Here is a 16,698-nt window from a genome sequence, read left to right as displayed (position 1 = left end):
GGGGGGGGTGTTTTTTTTTAAAACCCCCCCCCACCACCCCCGCAACTACCGTTCCCCCCCCCGGGGGGGGGGGGGGCCCCCGGGGCCCGGCCCCCCGACCCGTCTTCGGGTTCTGTTGGTTTTTTTTCACGAAAACGCTCCGCCGCGCAGTGTGGATAGGACATGCTTCACATGTTCGTCACACCTGATGAGGACTCGAAAACGAGGAGTGTTGCCATGACCGGTTCGGCCGCTGATTTCCTGACCGAAGTGATCTTGCTGACCATCCAGAACCTGTTCAGCTCGATCAGCGCCGGCTGATCCCACCAGCCACGGCGAGGGCCGCGTCTCCACTCGGAGACGCGGCCCTCGCTCGTTGTCAGGACTGGGTGGTGCGTACCGCGTTCAAGACCACCTCGGCGACCGGGGTGCCGTCGGGCCCGCCGCCCGCCACGCCCGCGTTCGCGACATTGGTCAGCGCGTCCAGGCCCTCGGTGATCCGGCCGAACGGGGTGTAGTTCGGGGGCAGCTGGGTGTCGCGGTAGACCAGGAAGAACTGGCTGCCGTTGGTGCCGGGGCCCGCGTTCGCCATGGCGACGGTGCCCGCCGGGTAGACCGCGCCCGCGAGGTTCTCGTCGTCGAACTTGTAGCCCGGTCCGCCCGTGCCGGTGGCGGTGGGATCGCCGCACTGCAGCACGTAGATGCCCTCGGTGGTGAGCCGGTGGCAGCGGGTGTGATCGAAGTAGCCCTCGCCGGCGAGGAAGGCGAACGAGTTCACCGTGCGCGGCGCCGCGGCGGCGTCGAGCTCGAGCGCGAGGGTGCCGCAGGTGGTCTCCAGCGTGGCGGTGTGGGTCGCCGCGGTGTCGATGGTCAGGGCGGGCTCGGTGGGCCACTGTTTGCCGTTGGGCACGCCGGGGGCGGCCGGGGTGCAGCCCGGAATCGTCTGCTGGAACGGGTTCGGGAACGCCTGGGCGGCGGGTGCCAGCGCGACCAGCGTCGCGACGGCGGCACCGAGGGCGAACGCCGCGCGGCGGGTGGCGCCGCGCGGGGTGGTGCCGATGGAACGGTCCTGCGAATGACTGCTCACCTTGTCGGTGTCTCCTCGAAAGTGGTGGTGCTGCCGGACGATGTACCGCGCATCCTGCCAGCCGGGCCCGGCGCGCGGGCGGGGACCGGCGGATCGTCATGTCCTCGGCGGGTCAGCGCGCCCGCAGCCGCCACAGCGAGGTGGTCTCGGCGGCGCGGGCGGCGGCGAGCGGGTCGGCGCGATCGGCCGCGCGGGGATGACGCGGACGGGTGGTGAGCCGATCGAGGACGTGCAGACCGGCGTCGTCGAGCAGGCGCGGAATGTGTTCGGCCGGACGCAGACCCAGCAGCTCGGCCAGATCGGAGAGCACCAGCCAGCCTTCGCCGTCCGGGGTGAGATGGTCACGCAGGCCGTGCGCGAACTCGGTGAGCATCGTCTGATCCTCGTCGTAGACGCCGCGTTCCAGATCCGAGGTCGGCACCCCGGGCAGCCAGGGCGGATTGCACACCACCAGATCGGCCCGGCCCGGTGGGTACAGGGCGGGACCGGTGACGGTGATCCGCGCGGCGTGGCCGAGGCGGGCCACATTGTCCGCGGCGCAGCGCAGCGCTCGCGGATTGATGTCGGTGGCGGTGATCCGGGCGATGCCGCGCCGGGCGAGCAGGACCGCCAGCACGCCCGTGCCGGTGCCCAGGTCGAACGCGGTGCCGACTGCGGGATCGAGTGGCGCGTCGGCGACCAGATCCACGTATTCGCTGCGGGTGGGCGAGAACACTCCGTAGGCGGGATGGATGCGCGCACCCAGCGCCGGAACCTCGACGCCCTGTTCGTACCAGCGGTGGGCGCCGAGCACGCCGAGCAGTTCCGGGAAGGTGACCACCCGGCTGTTCGGGGTCTCGCCGTAGGCGGCGACGCAGGCGGCGCGCACATCGGGCGCCCGGCGCAGGTCGAGCGCGTTGTCGTCGAGCCGGATCAGTACACTGCCGAGAACGCTTGCGCGCGTGCGTCTTCTGGTCCGCTCGTGGTCGTAGAGGGTGCCGAGGTCAGCGGTGCGCGGGGTGGTGGCCTTGCGGTCGACGCGGCGGCCCAGTGCCTGCAGGAGCTGGCGGCCGTTGTGGAAATCGCCCTGCCACAGCAGCGCCTCACCGGCCCGGATCCGGCGATAGGCCTGGTCGGCCGCGAGGCGGTCGTCGACGACGGTGACGGTGCGCGGCGCGGGCGCGCCGTTCTCGGAGTGCCAGTCGGCGGTGTGCTGGATGTGGTCTTCGGTCCACGAGACCATGCCGAGCGTCACCACTGGTGCCTTTCGAAGGGGAAGACTCCATTCTCCCTCATCAGCGCCCGGCGACGGCGTTCAGGTCCGCCGGATCCGCCGGTAGGTGGGGGTGGCGGCGGTGGCGGTGGCCAGCTCGGCCGCCAGCCAGTCGAGGTCGGTGGTGGCCTCGAGCGCGCCCAGGGTCAGGCGCAGATGATCGCGCGGGGGATGGGCGCCGACCTCGAAGGGGCCGCCGGGGGCGACCTTGATGCCCGCGGCCGCGAGGCTGATCATGGCGGCGTTCTCGTCGTGCACCGGCAGCCACAGGTTGATGCCGTCACCGGCCGCCACGACGATCCCGTGCGCGGCCAGCGCCTGGCGCAGCGCGGTGGCCCGCCTGCGGTACTCGAGGCGGGCCCTGGCCACGGTGGCGCCCGCGTCGGCGTCGTGCAGCATCGTCAGCAGGATCCGCTGCAGCAGGCGCGAGGACCAGCCGGGGCCGAGCATCCGCCGTTCGACCACCGGATCGAGCAGCGTCTCCGGGCCGCCCGCCACCGCCAGTCGCAGATCGGCGCCGTGGGACTTGGAGTAGGAGCGGATGTAGACCCCGCGATCGGGGAAGCAGGCCGCCAGTGAGCGCAGCGGGGTGGCCGCGATCCCGGCGGAGTGGTCGTCCTCGATGATCAGCGCGGGATGCGCGTCGAGCACCGCGGCCAGTTCGCGGACCCGGATCGCGGTGAGCGAGGCACCGGTCGGATTGTTGGCCCGCGGCTGCAGGATGACCGCGCGCGGTGCGGGACCGTCGAACGCGCGCGCGAATTCCTCGGGGCGGAAACCGGATTCGTCGAGCGGCACCGGGATCGGGCGCGCGCCGAGGCGGGCCAGCAGGTCGAGGAACGGCGGGAAGCAGGGGTCCTCGACGATCACCGGGTCGCCGAAGCGCACGTGCGCGGCGAGCAGCCGGTCGACCGCGTCGAGTGCGCCGTCGAGCACGGCGAGGCGCTCGCACGGCCACGGCCAGTCCGCGCGCAGGGTCTCGGCGAGCTCGGGCAGTACCGCCTCGCCGAGATAGTGCGCCGACAGATCGCCCGGCGCGGTGTCGCGGGAGAGCGCGTGCAGCGCGGCGGCGAGATCGGGCAGCAGCGCCGGATCGGGTGTGCCACGTGACAGGTCGACGCGAAAGGCGTTGTCGGACGGGGAATGCAGCCGCTGGTAGCGGCCCAGCGGAGTCTGTGGCAAGTACTCGCCGACGAAGGTGCCCGCGCGCCCGCGGGCCACGATCGCACCGGTCGCCGCGAGTGCCCGCCAGGCCTGGCTGACCGTCGCGGGGGACACCCGCAGATCGCGGGCGACCGCGCGCACGGTCGGCAGCCGGGTGCCCGGTGCCAGTGCGCCGGAGCGGATTCGGCGACCGACCGCGGCGGCGATGCCCGCGGCGGTGCGGTCGTCGAGGTCCCCGGCGAAGTCCGCGGGCAGCGCGGTCGGCGAGGCATCGGTCATCGGCCCATTCTGCGGGTAGCGGGGCCCTCTTCGCCGCCCGGACGCCAAGGTTTACGACATGGAAACTGTTTCCGCCAACTTGTTACACAACGAGATTGTGCTAAATTTTGACCATGCGGCCAGAAAATAAGCCGGATGGACAACGCCGGTCGTTCATCGAGGAGGCCCGACGGCGCCAGATCATCGCCTCGACCGTGGAGGTGATCTCCGAGGTCGGCTACGGCAACGCCTCGCTGGCGCGGATCGCCCGGCACGCGGGGATTTCGAAGGGGGTGATCTCGTATCACTTCGACGGCAAGGACGAGCTGATGTCGCAGGTCGTCATCCAGTTGTTCGTCTCCGGCGCGGAATTCATGGCGCCGGTCATCATGGCGGCCGAGGGGCCACGCGCGGCCCTGCACGCCTATCTGGCATCGAATCTGCGCTTCATCGACGCCAACAAGAGCTATGTCGCCGCCTGCGGTGACATCGTGCTGAACCTGCGCAACCCGGACGGTTCGCTGACCTTCGCCACCGTCGACGGCGAGCGCGAGGTCATCGCCCCGCTGATCGAGATGCTGGCCGACGGGCAGCGTCTCGGGGAATTCGGCGAGTTCGACCCGACGATCCTGGCCCGCCTGATCCGGGACTCGATCGACGGCGTCGCGGCGCGCGCGGTCCGCGAACCGGATTTCGATGTGCGCCACTACATCACCCATCTCACCCGTCTCTACGACGCGGCGACCACGAAGGGGCTCGGGCCATGACCACGACGACCACCCTCACCGAACCCACCGGGGCCCGGGAGGTTCCGCCGTTCGCGACCCTCGCTGTCGGCGCCCTCGCGCTGGTCTCGGCGCTCGCCCTGTTCGCCGTGCTCGGGCAGTACGGTTTCTTCGGCGACGAGCTGTACTTCCTGGCCGCGGGTCAGCACCTGTCGGTGAGCTATGCCGATCAGGGACCGGTGCTCCCGCTGATCGCCCGGGCGATGGACCTGATCGCGCCGGGTTCGCTGATCGCCCTGCGGATTCCCGCGCTGCTGGTGACCGTCGCCGGGATCGTCCTCGCCGCCGCGCTGGCGCGGGAGTTCGGCGGCGGCCGCGGCGCGCAGCTGATCAGCGCCGCCGCCTACGCCACCTCGCCGTTCCTGTTCGTCCAGGGCACTCAACTGGCGACCAATACGATCGACGCGCCGCTGTGGGTGCTGATCACCTTCCTGGTGGTGCGCTGGGTGCGCACGCGCGCCGACTCGCTGCTGATCTGGGCCGGTGTGGTCACCGCGATCGACATGCAGGTCAAGTGGCTGATCCCGTTCTTCTGGGTCTGCCTGGCGATCGGCGTGCTCTGCTACGGGCCGCGTGATCTGCTGCGCAGGCCCGCGCTGTGGATCGGCGCGGCGATCACCGCGGTGTCGATGGTGCCGAGCCTGGTGTGGCAGGCGCGGCACGGCTGGCCGCAGCTCGGCATGGCGGCGACCGTCGGTGCCGAACAGGAGTCGATCGGTGGCAGGCCGCTGTTCGTGCTGATCGCGCTGGGTGCGGCGGGCCTGCTCGGGGTGGTGCTGCTGGTCTACGGCATCTGGTGCCTGTTCCGCACCGAGGCACTGCGGCCGTACCGGTTCCTCGGCCTGACGATCGTGCTGCTGGTGCTGGCCTTCCTGGTGACGGGCGGGCGGCCGTATTACGCCGTCGGGGTCTATCCGGTGGCGATGGCGGCGGGCGCGGTGATGCTGGTCGCCGGGCGGGCCCGGTGGACGCGGATCGCGGCGGTTCCGGTGATCGCGCTGTCGGTGCTGCTCGGGGTGTCCTCGCTGCCGTGGCAGCCCGAGTCCTCGATCGAACCGAGCACCGGCGGGGTCGACCTGCTGTTGCACGGCAAGTTCGGCTGGCCGGAACTGGCCGAGGCCACCGACAGCGCCTACCGTTCGCGCATCCCCGCCGAGCGGGCCGACGCGGTGATCGTCACCGAATCCTATTGGCAGGCAGGGGCACTGGAGACCTACCGGGACCAGTACGGCTGGCCCGCGGTGTACAGCCCGAGCCGCGGCTACGGCTACTTCGGCGCCCCGCCGGATTCGGCGACCGCGGTGCTCTACGTGGGCGGCCGGGCCGAGGAGTTGCGCGAGCACTTCGGCACGGTGACCGAGATCGGCCGCGCGGATTCCCGGCTCGGCTATGAGGGGGCCACCCGGGATGTGACGATCTGGTGGTGTGAGCGGCCGGTGCGCCCGTGGTCGCAACTGTGGCCGGAGATCCGCCACCTCTAGCGCCGGGCGCCCGTCGATCCCGGTGTGGCGCGAAGGTTTACGGTACCGAAACTGTTTCCGCAGTCTTGTAACACAACGGAATCAGGAGTGGGTGCAGTATAACAAAGCATGGGAATCGTCAGAGCGGCCCTGGTCCAGACATCGTGGACCGGCGACAAAGAATCCATGATCAAAGCCCACGAGGACTACGCCAGGCAGGCGGCCGCGCAGGGCGCGCAGGTCATCTGCTTCCAGGAGTTGTTCTACGGACCGTATTTCTGCCAGCTACAGGACACCAAGTTCTACGACTACGCCGAATCGGTGCCCGGCCCGACGACCGAGCGGTTCGCCGCGCTGGCCGCCGAGCTGAACCTGGTGATGGTGCTGCCGGTGTACGAGCAGGAGCAGTCGGGTCTGCTGTACAACACCGCGGCGGTCATCGACGCCGATGGCACCTACCTGGGCAAATACCGTAAACACCACATCCCGCAGGTGAACGGCTTCTGGGAGAAGTTCTACTTCCGGCCGGGCAACCTCGGCTGGCCGGTGTTCGACACCGCGGTCGGCAAGGTCGGCGTCTACATCTGTTACGACCGCCATTTCCCGGAGGGCTGGCGTGCGCTCGGGCTGGCGGGAGCGGAAATCGTTTTCAATCCGTCGGCGACCTCGCGCGGGCTGTCGAGTTATCTGTGGAAGCTCGAACAGCCCGCCTCGGCGGTGGCCAACGAGTATTACATCGGCGCGATCAATCGGGTCGGCATCGAGAGCGAATACGGCGACGACGATTTCTACGGCACGAGCTATTTCGTGGACCCGGAAGGCAAGTTCGTCGGCGAGGTCGCCTCCGACACCGATCCGGAATTGGTTGTTCGTGATCTTGATATGGATCTGATCAAAACGGTGCGCGACCGGTGGGCGTTCTATCGCGACCGTCGTCCCGATGCCTACGGACCGTTGGTGAACCCCTGATGCGCACCTTCATCCACGGCGGGACGGTGGTCAGCGCCACCGGGTCCCAGCTGCTCGACGTGCTGATCGAGGACGAGACGATCGTCGCTGTGCTGCAACCGGGTTCGACCGCGCTCGGCGCCGATCTGGCCGCCGGCGCCGACACGGTGATCGACGCGACCGGCAAATACGTGATCCCGGGCGGGGTCGACGGGCACACCCACATGCAACTGCCCTTCGGCGGCACCGAGGCCAGCGACACCTTCGAGACCGGGACCAGGGCCGCGGCGTGGGGCGGTACCACCACCATCGTCGACTTCGCGGTGCAGAAACCCGGCCAGCGGGTGCAGGACACCCTGGCCGAATGGCACGAGAAGGCCGCCGGGCAGTGCGCGATCGACTACGGCTTCCACCAGATCATCGGTGACGTCAACGACGAATCCCTCAAGGGGATGAGCGAACTCGTCAGCGAGGGGGTCACCAGCTTCAAGCTGTTCATGGCCTATCCCGGCGTCTTCTATTCCACCGACGGGCAGATCCTGCGGGCCATGCAGTCCGCCGGTGATCTCGGCGCGCTGCTGATGATGCACGCCGAGAACGGGATCGCCATCGACGTGCTGGTGGAGCAGGCGCTGGCCAGGGGCGACACGGCGCCCTACTTCCACGGGACCAGTCGCCCGTGGCAGATGGAGGAGGAGGCCACCCACCGCGCGATCATGCTGGCGCAGTTGACCGGTGCGCCGCTGTATGTGGTGCACGTGTCGGCCAAGCAGGCGATGGACCAGATCGCGGCCGCGCGGGACGCGGGGCAGAACGTCTTCGCCGAGACCTGTCCGCAGTACCTGTACCTCTCGCTCGAAGAACAGTTGGGCGCACCGGGTTTCGAGGGCGCCAAGTGGGTCTGCTCGACGCCGCTGCGCGCGCGGGCCGAGGGCCACCAGGACGAACTGTGGCGCTACATCCGCACCGGTGACGTGACCGCGGTCAGCACCGATCACTGCCCGTTCTGCATGAAGGACCAGAAAGAGCTCGGCCTGGGCGATTTCAGCAAGATCCCCAACGGGATCGGCAGTGTGGAACACCGGATGGACCTGCTGTTCCAGGGCGTCAAGGACGGGCGGATCTCCCTCGAACGCTGGGTGGAGGTGTGCTGCACGACGCCGGCCCGGATGTTCGGGATGTATCCGCGCAAGGGCGTGATCAGTCCGGGTGCCGACGCCGACGTGGTGATCTACGACCCCAACGGGCACACCAGTATCGGCCTGGGCAAGACCCATCACATGAACATGGACCACTCGGCGTGGGAGGGCTTCGAGATCGACGGTCACGTCGACACCGTGCTCTCGCGCGGCCGGGTGATCGTCGACGGCGGCGCCTATCACGGGCGGACCGGACACGGCCGCTTCGTGCGGCGCGGGCTGTCGCAGAACCTTCTGTAAGAACTATCCGAAACGGAGAGTGCCCATGGACATCGGTGTGGTCCTGCAGTGCACGCCGCCCGCCTCGCGGGTGATCGAACTGGCCAGAGTGGCCGAGACGCACGGGTTCTCGCATGTGTGGACGTTCGACTCGCATCTGCTGTGGCAGGAGCCGTACGTGATCTACAGCCAGATCCTGGCCGCCACCCGCAAGGTGGTGGTCGGTCCGATGGTCACCAATCCGGCGACCAGGGACCAGACGGTGACCGCGTCGACCTTCGCCACGCTCAACGAGATGTTCGGCAATCGCACGATCTGCGGGATCGGGCGCGGCGACTCGGCGGTGCGCACCCTCGGCGGCAAGCCGACCACCCTGGCGACCCTGCGCGACTCGGTGGAGGTGATCCGGGAACTCGGCAACGGCCGCAGTGCCCGGATCGGCGACACCGAGGTGCGCTTCCCGTGGGCCGCGGACTCCCGGCTCGAGGTGTGGGTGGCCGGGTACGGGCCCAAGGCGCTCGAACTCACCGGGCAGGTGGCCGACGGGTTCATCCTGCAACTGGCCGATCCCGACATCACGGCGTGGACCATCGCCAAGGTGCGCGGGGCGGCCGAGGCGGCGGGGCGCGATCCGCGCTCGGTGAAGATCTGCGTGGCCGCGCCCGCCTATGTCACCGACGGGTCGGCGGCGGGGCTGGCGCACGCGCGCGAGCAGTGCCGCTGGTTCGGCGGGATGGTCGGCAATCACGTCGCGGACATCGTCGCGAAATATGGTGCGGGCGGCGATGTTCCGGCCGCGCTGACCGACTACATCGCCGGTCGGCAGGGCTATGACTACAACCAGCACGGGCGGGCGGGCAATACCCACGCCGACTTCGTGCCCGACGAGATCGTCGACCGGTTCTGCCTGCTCGGTACCCCGGACGAACAGCTGGCCCGGCTGTGGGAGCTGGACAAGCTCGGGGTCGACCAGTTCGCGGTGTACCTGCAACACGATGCCAAGACCGCGACGCTGGAGGCCTACGGCGAGCAGGTCCTGCCCCGCCTGCATGAGCCGGTCACCGCCACCCGGGAGGCGGGATCATGAGCATCGTGGCGCTGTGGTCGGCGTACATGGTCGGCGTCGTCGGGCTGGCCGTGACCGCCGCGCTGGCCGGGCACCGGCATGCCCGCCGGATCGACGACACGGCGGGAGAACGGGAGTGACCGCGACAGCCCTCGACGAGGTGGTCACCACGCCGGTGCCGCACCGGATCCGGCGGCGCACGCGCACCGGGACACGGCTGGCGCGCGCCGCCTACACCGTCGGCGCGTTCGTGCTGGTCGCGGTGATCTGGGAACTGGTGAAAGTGCTGGTGCCCGCGAACGGCGTGAGCATCGGCGGCACCAGGGTGCTGCCGCGCACCGGGGACGGCGCGCTGCCGCACGTCTGGGCGGTGGTGACCGTGCTCGGCGAGGCCGACGGCACCGGCACGGTGGGCGCGACCCTGCTGCGCACCGGTGCCTTCACCCTCGGTTTGTCGCTGCTTGCGCTGCTGCTCGGCACGACGATCGGGATCGCGCTGGCGGTGGCCATGCAGCGCTTCGGCCGGCTCGAGCGCGGTCTGCTGCCGTATGTGGTGCTCTCGCAAACGGTTCCGCTGATCGCGCTGGCGCCGCTGGTCGCGGCGTGGGGCGGCAAACTGGCCATCGGCGGGGAGCCGTGGCGGCCGTGGATGTCGATCGTGGTGATCGCCGCCTATCTGGCCTTCTTCCCGGTCGCCATCGGCATGCTGCGCGGACTGCAGTCACCGCCCGCCGCCTCGGTGGAACTGATGCGCAGCTGCTCGGCCGGGTGGTGGGCGACGTTGACCCGCTTGCGGTTTCCCGCGGCGGTGCCCTCGCTGATGCCCGCCCTGCGACTGGCCGCCGCCGCGGCGGTGATCGGCGCGGTGGTCGCCGAGATCTCCACCGGCACGGCGGGCGGGATCGGCAGACAGATCATCGTGTTCTCCCAGCAGGCCACCGGCGACGCGGCCCGCCTCTACGCCGCGGTCCTGGCCGCCGCGCTGCTCGGCGTGGTGCTGACCGGCCTGGTCGCGCTGGTGGAACTGGCGTTGCGCCGCTACAGCCACCCGCCGGGCACCGGGTCCTCCACCGACCGATGACGGCCGAAACACCCTCTTCGACAACGTTTCAGGAAGAAGCACGCATGTCTACGACAGTGACCGAACCCGATACCCCGGTGCCGCCGGTCTCGGCCGCGGTCGACCTGAGCCACGTCGGCAAGACCTTCGCCGCAGGGTCGGTGACGGCACTGTCCGATGTCTCGCTCACCGTCGCGGCGGGGGAGTTCGTCTCGCTGATCGGGCCCTCGGGCTGTGGCAAGTCGACCCTGCTGCGCATCATCGCCGATCTGGAGACCCCGACCAGCGGCACCGCGACCGTGCACGGCAAGACCGCCCGTCAGGCACGCATCGATCAGGACTACGGCATCGCGTTCCAGCAGGCGGGCCTGCTCGACTGGCGCACGGTCGCTGCCAATGTCGAACTGCCGCTGGAACTGCACCGGGTGTCCAAGGCGCAGCGGCGCGCCCGCAGTGCCGAACTGCTGGCCATGGCCGGGCTCACCGAGTTCGCCGACCGGTATCCGGCCGAGCTGTCGGGCGGTATGCAGCAGCGCGTCGCCATCGCCCGCGCGCTGGCCCGCAAACCCTCGCTGCTGCTGATGGACGAGCCCTTCGGCGCGCTCGACGAGATGACCAGGGAGCGCATGCAGGGCGAACTGCTGCGGATCGCGGGGGAGACGGGCGCGGCCGTGGTGTTCGTGACGCACTCGATTCCCGAGGCGGTCTACCTGTCGGACCGGGTGGTGGTGCTCTCGGCGCGACCGGGGCGGATCAGCGACATCGTGTCGACCGGCGGCTGGGGACGGGAGGCCGACACCGATGTGCGGTCCTCGAAGGAGTTCTTCGCCGCCGTCGCTGCGGTGCGCGCAGCCCTGCGCGGTGAGCACGACGATCAGGCCGTGGCCGGACGGGATGTGCCATGAGGACCTGGTTGCCGCCGATCGTGGTGGGTGTCGTCGCGCTGGGCCTGTGGCAGGTGCTGACCGTGGTGGCGGGCGTGCCCTCGTTCCTGCTGCCCGCGCCCAGTGCGATCGCCACGCAGTTCGCCGAGAACGCGGGCCGGATCTTCGACGCCTCGGTGGCCACGGGGACGAACGCGCTGGTCGGGTTCGTGGCCGGGACGGTGCTCGGCATCGCCGCCGCCATCCTCGCGGTCCGGTTCGAGGTGGTCGACGGGCTGCTCACCCCACTCGCCGCCGCGGCCGCCGCGGTGCCGATCGTGGCGTTGGCGCCGCTGCTGAACTCGATGTATGGCACCACCACCGAGACGCCGCGCCGGCTGGTCGTCACCATCGTGGTGTTCTTCCCGGTCTTCGTCAGCACCGCGCGCGGGCTGCGTCAGGTGCCGAAGGTGCATGCGGATCTGATGACCTCCTATGCCGCCTCCGGCTGGCAGATCACCCGCACGGTCCGGCTGCCCGCGGCCCTGCCGCACCTGTTCACCGGGTTGCGGATCGCGGCGCCGGGGGCGGTCATCGCCGCCATCATCGCCGAGTACTTCGGCGGCCTGCAGAACGGGCTCGGCAGCCGGATCACCTCCGCCGCCGCCAACACCGCCTATCCCCGAGCCTGGGCCTATGTCGTGGGCGCCATGATCGTCGGCCTGGTCTTCCTCGCCGCGGTCCTGCTCGTCGAACAGCTCGCCCGCCGTCCCCGAACCCCCCTGCTGTCCACGATCCGATGAGGGAGATCCATCCATGAGCAAGACCGCATTCCGACTGCGCAGTTGTCTGGTGGCGGCCGCCGTCGCCGCTGCCGCGCTGACCGGCTGCAGTACCACCGACGGCGGTTCGGAGACCACCGCCGACGGGCTCACGAAAGTGAAACTGCAGCTGCAGTGGTTCAAACAGGGCCAGTTCGCCGGGTATCTGGCCGCCGTCGACCAAGGGTTCTACAAGGAACAGGGCCTGTCGGTCGAGATCCTCGACGGCGGCACCGACATCGTGCCGCAGACCGTGCTGGCCCAGGGGCAGGCCGACTACGCGGTCGCCTGGGTGCCCAAGGCGCTGGCCTCGCGGGAGGCCGGTGCGGAGATCACCCAGATCGCCCAGGTGTTCCAGCGTTCGGGCACCCTGCAGGTCTCGTTCGCCGCCGACAACATCGCCGGACCCGCCGACCTGCGCGGCAAGACCGTCGGAAACTGGGGCTACGGCAACGAATTCGAGCTCTTCGCCGGGATGACCGAGGCCGGCATCGACCCGGCCAAGGATGTGACCCTGGTCCAGCAGCAGTTCGACATGAACGCCTTCCTCGCCGGGGACATCGCCGCCGCCCAGGCCATGTCCTACAACGAGTACGCCCAGCTGCTAGAGACCAAGAACCCCGCCACCGGACAGCTCTACACCGCCGCGGATTTCAGCACCATCGACTGGAACGACGAGGGGGTGGCGATGCTGCAGGACGCCCTGTGGGCCAACACCGAGAAGCTCGGTGACACCGCCTACCAGGAGCAAACGGTGAAGTTCCTGGTCGCCTCGCTCAAGGGCTGGGCCTTCTGCCGCGACAACCTCGACAAGTGCCGCGACCTCACCGTCGCCGCGGGCGCCACTCTCGGTGCGGGACACCAGGAATGGCAGATCAACGAGGTCAACAAACTGATCTGGCCCTCGCCCGCCGGCATCGGCGCCATCGACCAGGCCACCTGGGATGCCACGGTGAAGATCGCCCGCGACACCAAGAACGCCGAGGGCGCCACGGTCCTCACCAAGGACCCGGGCCCGGACGCCTACACCACCGAATACGTCACCAAGGCCCTCGACCAGTTGAAGGCCGAGGGCATCGACGTCACGGGCACCGGCTATCAGCCGGTACAGGTCACCCCGACCGAGGGCGGCAAGTAGGCGGCGTGTGCGGGATCGCAGGCCGCGCGGGATCGGTATGACGCGAGGTCAGCGGGGTGCCGGAGGTTCGGCGGCAGGTCCGGGTCACCGTTCGTCACCGGGGGTTACGTGCTGGACACACGTCCGGCCGAGACTTCGGTTCGGTATTCGACCTCGACCCAGGAGACACCAATGGGATCCGCATCCGCAGTGCTGGCCGCCGTGCTCATCGACCTGATCCTCACCGCGATCCAGAGCGGAAGCGCGGCCGCCTGAACCGGCACCACGACGGCCCATCGGGAAACCCCGGTGGGCCGTCGTGGTGTTCAGCGCGGGGTGAGTTCGACGACCACGCCGCCCTGCTGCCAGGTCTGGTAGATGTCGGCCTTGGACGGTTCGCCGTCGGGGGTGTAGCCGATGCCGTTGAACTTGGCGTTCTGCTTGTTGTCGCGGGCGATCACGGCGAACAGGTCGAGGACGGCGGCTTCGTCGGTGTGCACGGTGGCGGTGAAGGTCTCGGGTGCGCTGCCGCGGGAGATCCGGACCTCGGCGCCGCCGCGCAGGTTCTTGACCCACGGGCGCAGCGAAGTGCCGATGATCAGCGAGCCCTCGTGGTTGGTGTAGGCGATCGGGATGTCGTAGACCTTGCCGGAACTGCGACCGACGACGTGCAGGGTCGCCAGGCGCTTGCCGACGACGCCCGACAGGCCGGGCACCTTCAGCAGGGAGCGGACGACGGTGTTGAGCGCGGACTGATAGGGGCGCAGCGGTTCGGGGCCCGTGGTTGTCGGTGTGCCGTAAGGGTTTTCGCTGGGTGGGTTGTCGCTCATGGTCCCAGTATCGGCGCCGGGGTCGATTCCCGCCCGGCAGGTCCCCGTTACGCTGCGAGGATGACTTCTGGGCAGACCGAGATCTGGCACAACCCGCGCTGCACGAAGAGCCGCAATGCGACCGCGCATCTGGACGCGGCGGGCGTCGACTACACCGTCCGCCGCTACCTCGACGACCCGCCGACCGTCGCGGAACTGCGCGCGGTCCTGACCCGGCTCGGCGCCGAACCGTGGGACATCACCCGCACCGGTGAGCCGATCGCGAAGGAACTCGGCCTGGCGACGTGGGGGAGGACCGCGGCCGATCGCGACCGGTGGCTGGCGGCACTGGCCGAGCATCCGAAGCTGATCCAGCGCCCGATCGTCCTCACCGCCGACGGGGGCGCCGTGGTCGCCAGGGACGAGGAATCGCTGCGTTCCCTCGACTGACTCGTTGGGAGCACGGCCGCCGGACTCCTCGGTGGCGCAGCACTATTGACCGCGCCGCCGTCGGTGTATGACGCCCTGATCAGGGCGGATATGGTCGCGCACCGGCGGTTCCGCGTCAGGCGTCGTCGATGAGCAGATCCGCGAGCAGGACCCTCGTGTCGGGAACGAACGGCCAGGACGGATCGTCCAGGTGCGCACGTAATTCGGCGTCGGTCCACCACCACCCGTCCGCGATCTCCGACGGCTGATGCCGGAACGGGCCGTCGGAGCGCACCTCGTAGACGAACAGGTGACAACGCATCGGCGTACCCGCCCATTCGCCGTCCCAGGAGACGGTCCCGAGCACCGGCAGGACGGTGCCCGCAGGCAGCTCGATACCGAGTTCCTCGCGCAGTTCCCGGATCGCCGCGGCGGCGGGTACCTCACCCGCGTCGACCACACCACCGGCCAGGCAGTCGTGCATCCCGGCGAACACGAGTTTGCTGTCGGTGCGCCGGTGCACGTAGATCCGGCGGCCGTCGTTGGACCGCACGAGCACGCCCGCACTCGCGTGCCAGAGCCCCTCGCGGTACACGGTGCCCCGATCGGCCTGGCCGATCACCCGGCGATCAGCGTCGTACACGGCGAGTAGTTCGGTCTCCTGCTGCGTTGACACCGCCCGAGGGTAACTCGGGATCGGGCCGTTGGCGCGGCGCAGACCAGCTCCGCCGGACAATGGAGCGCGGGCTTCAGGACGGTGCTTGCCGTCCTGCTTCTCGTCGCGCGGACGAATGGGCACGGCAGTGCGGCGATGCCGGGACTGATCATCGTTTGCGCCGTTGTGGTTTCACCCCGGGGCGCGGGGCGGTGGCGCGGGCGGCCGCGGTGACCTTCGCCGCCTCCGCCTCCGCCTCCGCCTCCGCGGCGAGCAGGCGGCGGATCAGATACTGCTGGACGCATGTCCATACCGCGTTGGTCGCGAAGTAGGTGAGCACCACGACCGGGAGAATCGCCCCGCCGATGAGCGCACCCGCGGGGAACACCCACAGCGCGAGATTTCGCATGATCGCGGCGGTGCGGTCCTGGGTCGACGGGGTGAGGCGGGCAGTGACGTGGGTGGCGAGCGACGCGATCAGCACCAGCGGGATCGCCAGTGCGGCGACGGCGGCGAAGGTCTCGCCCGCTCCGGACAGGGTCGCCGACAGCGGGGCACCGAAGAGTCTCGCGTCGAGGAACGCGCGGACCTCCGGGGCGCCGAACAGATAGTTGGCGGTGGCGCTGTTGACCTCCGGGGTGAGGGGAATGTCGGTGGCCGTGAACGGGCCGACCGCGTAGGCGCCGGTGCGGTCGAAGGACCGCAGGACGTGGAACAGGCCGAGGAACACCAGGGCCTGGGCGATCAGCGGGACGAATCCGGCGAACATGCTGACGCCGTGCTCGCGATGCAGCAGCCGGATCTGTTCGGCCTGGGCACGAGGATCCTCGCGATGCTTGCGCCGGATGCTGTCCATCCGAGGTTGCAGGGAACGTAATTTGGCCTGGGAACGAGCCTGGCGAACGGCGGGGACGATCAGCAGGGCGCGGACGGTGACGACGAGGGCGACCACGGCGAGCAGCCAGGCGAGGCCGTCGGCGGCGCCGAGGGGGAAAGCGAGCAGTCGGTGCCAGCACCAGAGCACGGCAGACACCGGGAAGTACACGAAATCGAGCATGACGGAACGACCTGTCCGTAGAGCGTGCGCGGACGCACGAAAAGGGAAGCGGGATCACGCGATTCCGACAGGCGGCGCCGAGGGCGCACGACTGTCAGCGGTGATCGATCCCCGGTGCTCGCGGACGTGGACGACCGGCGGTGTCCGGATTGCTCTGTGGCAGAAAGGAACCGCGCAGACGCCGTTGCGCCGAGCGCGGTGGACCCGCGGCGGCGCCCCGAACGGGCACCCGCGCGCGCGTGGTGACCGCGGCCAGCGTGCACACCATGGCCGCGGCGACGGCACCGAAGGCGAGCATGCGGGCGGTCTCGCCGCCCGGCGCGGTCAGCAGCACGAAGGCGGGCAGGACGCACGCGAGGACCGCGTACGCCAAGACGACTGCCCGTGAGTGCATGCTGTGCAGCCTACCGGTCACCGCTGACGAACGAGGCTCGAGCGGGTACAGTATGGATCGTCTCGGTCGAGACCAA

The 16,698-nt window shown here is 69.7% G+C and carries 19 protein-coding genes; 12 read left to right on the top strand and 7 right to left on the bottom strand.

The annotated features are described in order from the left end of the window. Window positions 1–162 precede the first annotated feature (162 nt). The gene (locus ACFVVM_RS11030) at window positions 163–300 is read left to right on the top strand and encodes a hypothetical protein (RefSeq protein ID WP_302872936.1); all 138 of its coding nucleotides are present in this window, start codon (window positions 163–165) and stop codon (window positions 298–300) included. 58 nt (window positions 301–358) lie between these two features. On the opposite strand, the gene ACFVVM_RS11025 is transcribed toward ACFVVM_RS11030, so the two are convergent. From ACFVVM_RS11025 to ACFVVM_RS11015, 3 genes are all read right to left on the bottom strand, one after another. After that, window positions 359–1,066 (bottom strand): peptidylprolyl isomerase, encoded by a 708-nt coding sequence (locus tag ACFVVM_RS11025; RefSeq protein ID WP_387616072.1) that lies wholly within the window; start codon window positions 1,064–1,066, stop codon window positions 359–361. A gap of 112 nt (window positions 1,067–1,178) precedes the next feature. Next, window positions 1,179–2,288: a methyltransferase gene (locus ACFVVM_RS11020; RefSeq protein ID WP_387616069.1), complete on the bottom strand. Its 1,110-nt coding sequence runs from the start codon at window positions 2,286–2,288 to the stop codon at window positions 1,179–1,181. 72 nt (window positions 2,289–2,360) lie between these two features. Beyond that, window positions 2,361–3,761, bottom strand: a complete 1,401-nt coding sequence (locus ACFVVM_RS11015; RefSeq protein ID WP_387616066.1) for a PLP-dependent aminotransferase family protein — start codon at window positions 3,759–3,761, stop codon at window positions 2,361–2,363. A gap of 113 nt (window positions 3,762–3,874) precedes the next feature. Here ACFVVM_RS11015 and ACFVVM_RS11010 point away from each other — a divergent pair, with 113 nt between their 5' ends. From ACFVVM_RS11010 to ACFVVM_RS10965, 10 genes are all read left to right on the top strand, one after another. Next, window positions 3,875–4,507 (top strand): TetR/AcrR family transcriptional regulator, encoded by a 633-nt coding sequence (locus ACFVVM_RS11010; protein ID WP_387616063.1) that lies wholly within the window; start codon window positions 3,875–3,877, stop codon window positions 4,505–4,507. Then, a complete protein-coding gene (locus ACFVVM_RS11005; RefSeq protein WP_387616060.1) occupies window positions 4,504–6,006 on the top strand; it encodes an ArnT family glycosyltransferase in 1,503 nt (500 codons plus the stop codon). The genes ACFVVM_RS11010 and ACFVVM_RS11005 overlap by 4 nt, the downstream gene beginning before the upstream one ends. Before the next feature lie 108 nt (window positions 6,007–6,114). Then, window positions 6,115–6,954: a nitrilase-related carbon-nitrogen hydrolase gene (locus tag ACFVVM_RS11000; protein WP_387616057.1), complete on the top strand. Its 840-nt coding sequence runs from the start codon at window positions 6,115–6,117 to the stop codon at window positions 6,952–6,954. After that, window positions 6,954–8,372, top strand: coding sequence for a dihydropyrimidinase (gene hydA / locus ACFVVM_RS10995; protein ID WP_387616054.1), 1,419 nt, complete (start codon window positions 6,954–6,956; stop codon window positions 8,370–8,372). The genes ACFVVM_RS11000 and hydA overlap by 1 nt, the downstream gene beginning before the upstream one ends. A gap of 25 nt (window positions 8,373–8,397) precedes the next feature. Further along, on the top strand, window positions 8,398–9,438 hold the full coding sequence (locus tag ACFVVM_RS10990; RefSeq protein WP_387616051.1) for a TIGR03842 family LLM class F420-dependent oxidoreductase: 1,041 nt from the start codon (window positions 8,398–8,400) through the stop codon (window positions 9,436–9,438). Next, window positions 9,435–9,557 (top strand): hypothetical protein, encoded by a 123-nt coding sequence (locus ACFVVM_RS10985; RefSeq protein WP_387616049.1) that lies wholly within the window; start codon window positions 9,435–9,437, stop codon window positions 9,555–9,557. Before ACFVVM_RS10990 ends, ACFVVM_RS10985 begins: the two co-directional genes overlap by 4 nt. Next, the gene (locus ACFVVM_RS10980; protein ID WP_387616046.1) at window positions 9,554–10,498 is read left to right on the top strand and encodes an ABC transporter permease; all 945 of its coding nucleotides are present in this window, start codon (window positions 9,554–9,556) and stop codon (window positions 10,496–10,498) included. The genes ACFVVM_RS10985 and ACFVVM_RS10980 overlap by 4 nt, the downstream gene beginning before the upstream one ends. A 44-nt stretch (window positions 10,499–10,542) precedes the next feature. Continuing rightward, complete coding sequence (locus ACFVVM_RS10975) at window positions 10,543–11,382, top strand: ABC transporter ATP-binding protein (protein WP_387616044.1); 840 nt, start codon at window positions 10,543–10,545, stop codon at window positions 11,380–11,382. Further along, a complete protein-coding gene (locus ACFVVM_RS10970) occupies window positions 11,379–12,143 on the top strand; it encodes an ABC transporter permease (RefSeq protein ID WP_387616041.1) in 765 nt (254 codons plus the stop codon). The genes ACFVVM_RS10975 and ACFVVM_RS10970 overlap by 4 nt, the downstream gene beginning before the upstream one ends. A 13-nt stretch (window positions 12,144–12,156) precedes the next feature. Further along, window positions 12,157–13,299, top strand: coding sequence for an ABC transporter substrate-binding protein (locus ACFVVM_RS10965; protein WP_387616038.1), 1,143 nt, complete (start codon window positions 12,157–12,159; stop codon window positions 13,297–13,299). Window positions 13,300–13,604: 305 nt separating this feature from the next. Here the strand turns inward: ACFVVM_RS10965 and ACFVVM_RS10960 are convergent, their stop codons facing one another. Then, window positions 13,605–14,108 (bottom strand): hypothetical protein, encoded by a 504-nt coding sequence (locus ACFVVM_RS10960; protein ID WP_387616035.1) that lies wholly within the window; start codon window positions 14,106–14,108, stop codon window positions 13,605–13,607. A 60-nt stretch (window positions 14,109–14,168) separates the two neighbouring features. Here ACFVVM_RS10960 and ACFVVM_RS10955 point away from each other — a divergent pair, with 60 nt between their 5' ends. Continuing rightward, entirely contained in the window at window positions 14,169–14,537 is a 369-nt protein-coding gene (locus ACFVVM_RS10955; RefSeq protein WP_387616033.1) for an arsenate reductase family protein, read from the top strand. A gap of 115 nt (window positions 14,538–14,652) precedes the next feature. On the opposite strand, the gene ACFVVM_RS10950 is transcribed toward ACFVVM_RS10955, so the two are convergent. The 3 genes from ACFVVM_RS10950 to ACFVVM_RS10940 form a co-directional block, all read right to left on the bottom strand. After that, window positions 14,653–15,192 carry an NUDIX domain-containing protein gene (locus tag ACFVVM_RS10950; RefSeq protein ID WP_387616030.1) on the bottom strand — a complete coding sequence of 180 codons (540 nt, stop codon included), beginning with the start codon at window positions 15,190–15,192 and terminating at the stop codon, window positions 14,653–14,655. Window positions 15,193–15,340: 148 nt separating this feature from the next. After that, complete coding sequence (yidC, locus tag ACFVVM_RS10945) at window positions 15,341–16,228, bottom strand: membrane protein insertase YidC (protein ID WP_387616028.1); 888 nt, start codon at window positions 16,226–16,228, stop codon at window positions 15,341–15,343. Between the two features lie 94 nt (window positions 16,229–16,322). Beyond that, window positions 16,323–16,622: a DUF6412 domain-containing protein gene (locus ACFVVM_RS10940; protein WP_387616025.1), complete on the bottom strand. Its 300-nt coding sequence runs from the start codon at window positions 16,620–16,622 to the stop codon at window positions 16,323–16,325. Window positions 16,623–16,698: the final 76 nt, after the last annotated feature.

It is taken from the genome of Nocardia sp. NPDC058176, assembly GCF_042883805.1.
GTDB lineage: Bacteria > Actinomycetota > Actinomycetes > Mycobacteriales > Mycobacteriaceae > Nocardia.
Note: the sequence above shows the minus strand (reverse complement) of the source record. Positions and strands in the feature narration are given on the sequence as shown.

What these genes read in the sequence shown, in the direction of transcription:
- ACFVVM_RS11015 (WP_387616066.1), bottom strand. Translation starts at nt 3,761, where the DNA reads ATGACCGATGCCTCGCCGACCGCGCTGCCCGCGGACTTCGCCGGGGAC.
- ACFVVM_RS10990 (WP_387616051.1), top strand. Translation starts at nt 8,398, where the DNA reads ATGGACATCGGTGTGGTCCTGCAGTGCACGCCGCCCGCCTCGCGGGTG.
- ACFVVM_RS11030 (WP_302872936.1), top strand. Translation starts at nt 163, where the DNA reads ATGCTTCACATGTTCGTCACACCTGATGAGGACTCGAAAACGAGGAGT.
- yidC (WP_387616028.1), bottom strand. Translation starts at nt 16,228, where the DNA reads ATGCTCGATTTCGTGTACTTCCCGGTGTCTGCCGTGCTCTGGTGCTGG.
- ACFVVM_RS11010 (WP_387616063.1), top strand. Translation starts at nt 3,875, where the DNA reads ATGCGGCCAGAAAATAAGCCGGATGGACAACGCCGGTCGTTCATCGAG.
- ACFVVM_RS10940 (WP_387616025.1), bottom strand. Translation starts at nt 16,622, where the DNA reads ATGCACTCACGGGCAGTCGTCTTGGCGTACGCGGTCCTCGCGTGCGTC.
- ACFVVM_RS10960 (WP_387616035.1), bottom strand. Translation starts at nt 14,108, where the DNA reads ATGAGCGACAACCCACCCAGCGAAAACCCTTACGGCACACCGACAACC.
- ACFVVM_RS10985 (WP_387616049.1), top strand. Translation starts at nt 9,435, where the DNA reads ATGAGCATCGTGGCGCTGTGGTCGGCGTACATGGTCGGCGTCGTCGGG.
- ACFVVM_RS10970 (WP_387616041.1), top strand. Translation starts at nt 11,379, where the DNA reads ATGAGGACCTGGTTGCCGCCGATCGTGGTGGGTGTCGTCGCGCTGGGC.
- ACFVVM_RS10975 (WP_387616044.1), top strand. Translation starts at nt 10,543, where the DNA reads ATGTCTACGACAGTGACCGAACCCGATACCCCGGTGCCGCCGGTCTCG.
- ACFVVM_RS11000 (WP_387616057.1), top strand. Translation starts at nt 6,115, where the DNA reads ATGGGAATCGTCAGAGCGGCCCTGGTCCAGACATCGTGGACCGGCGAC.
- ACFVVM_RS11020 (WP_387616069.1), bottom strand. Translation starts at nt 2,288, where the DNA reads ATGGTCTCGTGGACCGAAGACCACATCCAGCACACCGCCGACTGGCAC.
- hydA (WP_387616054.1), top strand. Translation starts at nt 6,954, where the DNA reads ATGCGCACCTTCATCCACGGCGGGACGGTGGTCAGCGCCACCGGGTCC.
- ACFVVM_RS11005 (WP_387616060.1), top strand. Translation starts at nt 4,504, where the DNA reads ATGACCACGACGACCACCCTCACCGAACCCACCGGGGCCCGGGAGGTT.
- ACFVVM_RS10965 (WP_387616038.1), top strand. Translation starts at nt 12,157, where the DNA reads ATGAGCAAGACCGCATTCCGACTGCGCAGTTGTCTGGTGGCGGCCGCC.
- ACFVVM_RS10955 (WP_387616033.1), top strand. Translation starts at nt 14,169, where the DNA reads ATGACTTCTGGGCAGACCGAGATCTGGCACAACCCGCGCTGCACGAAG.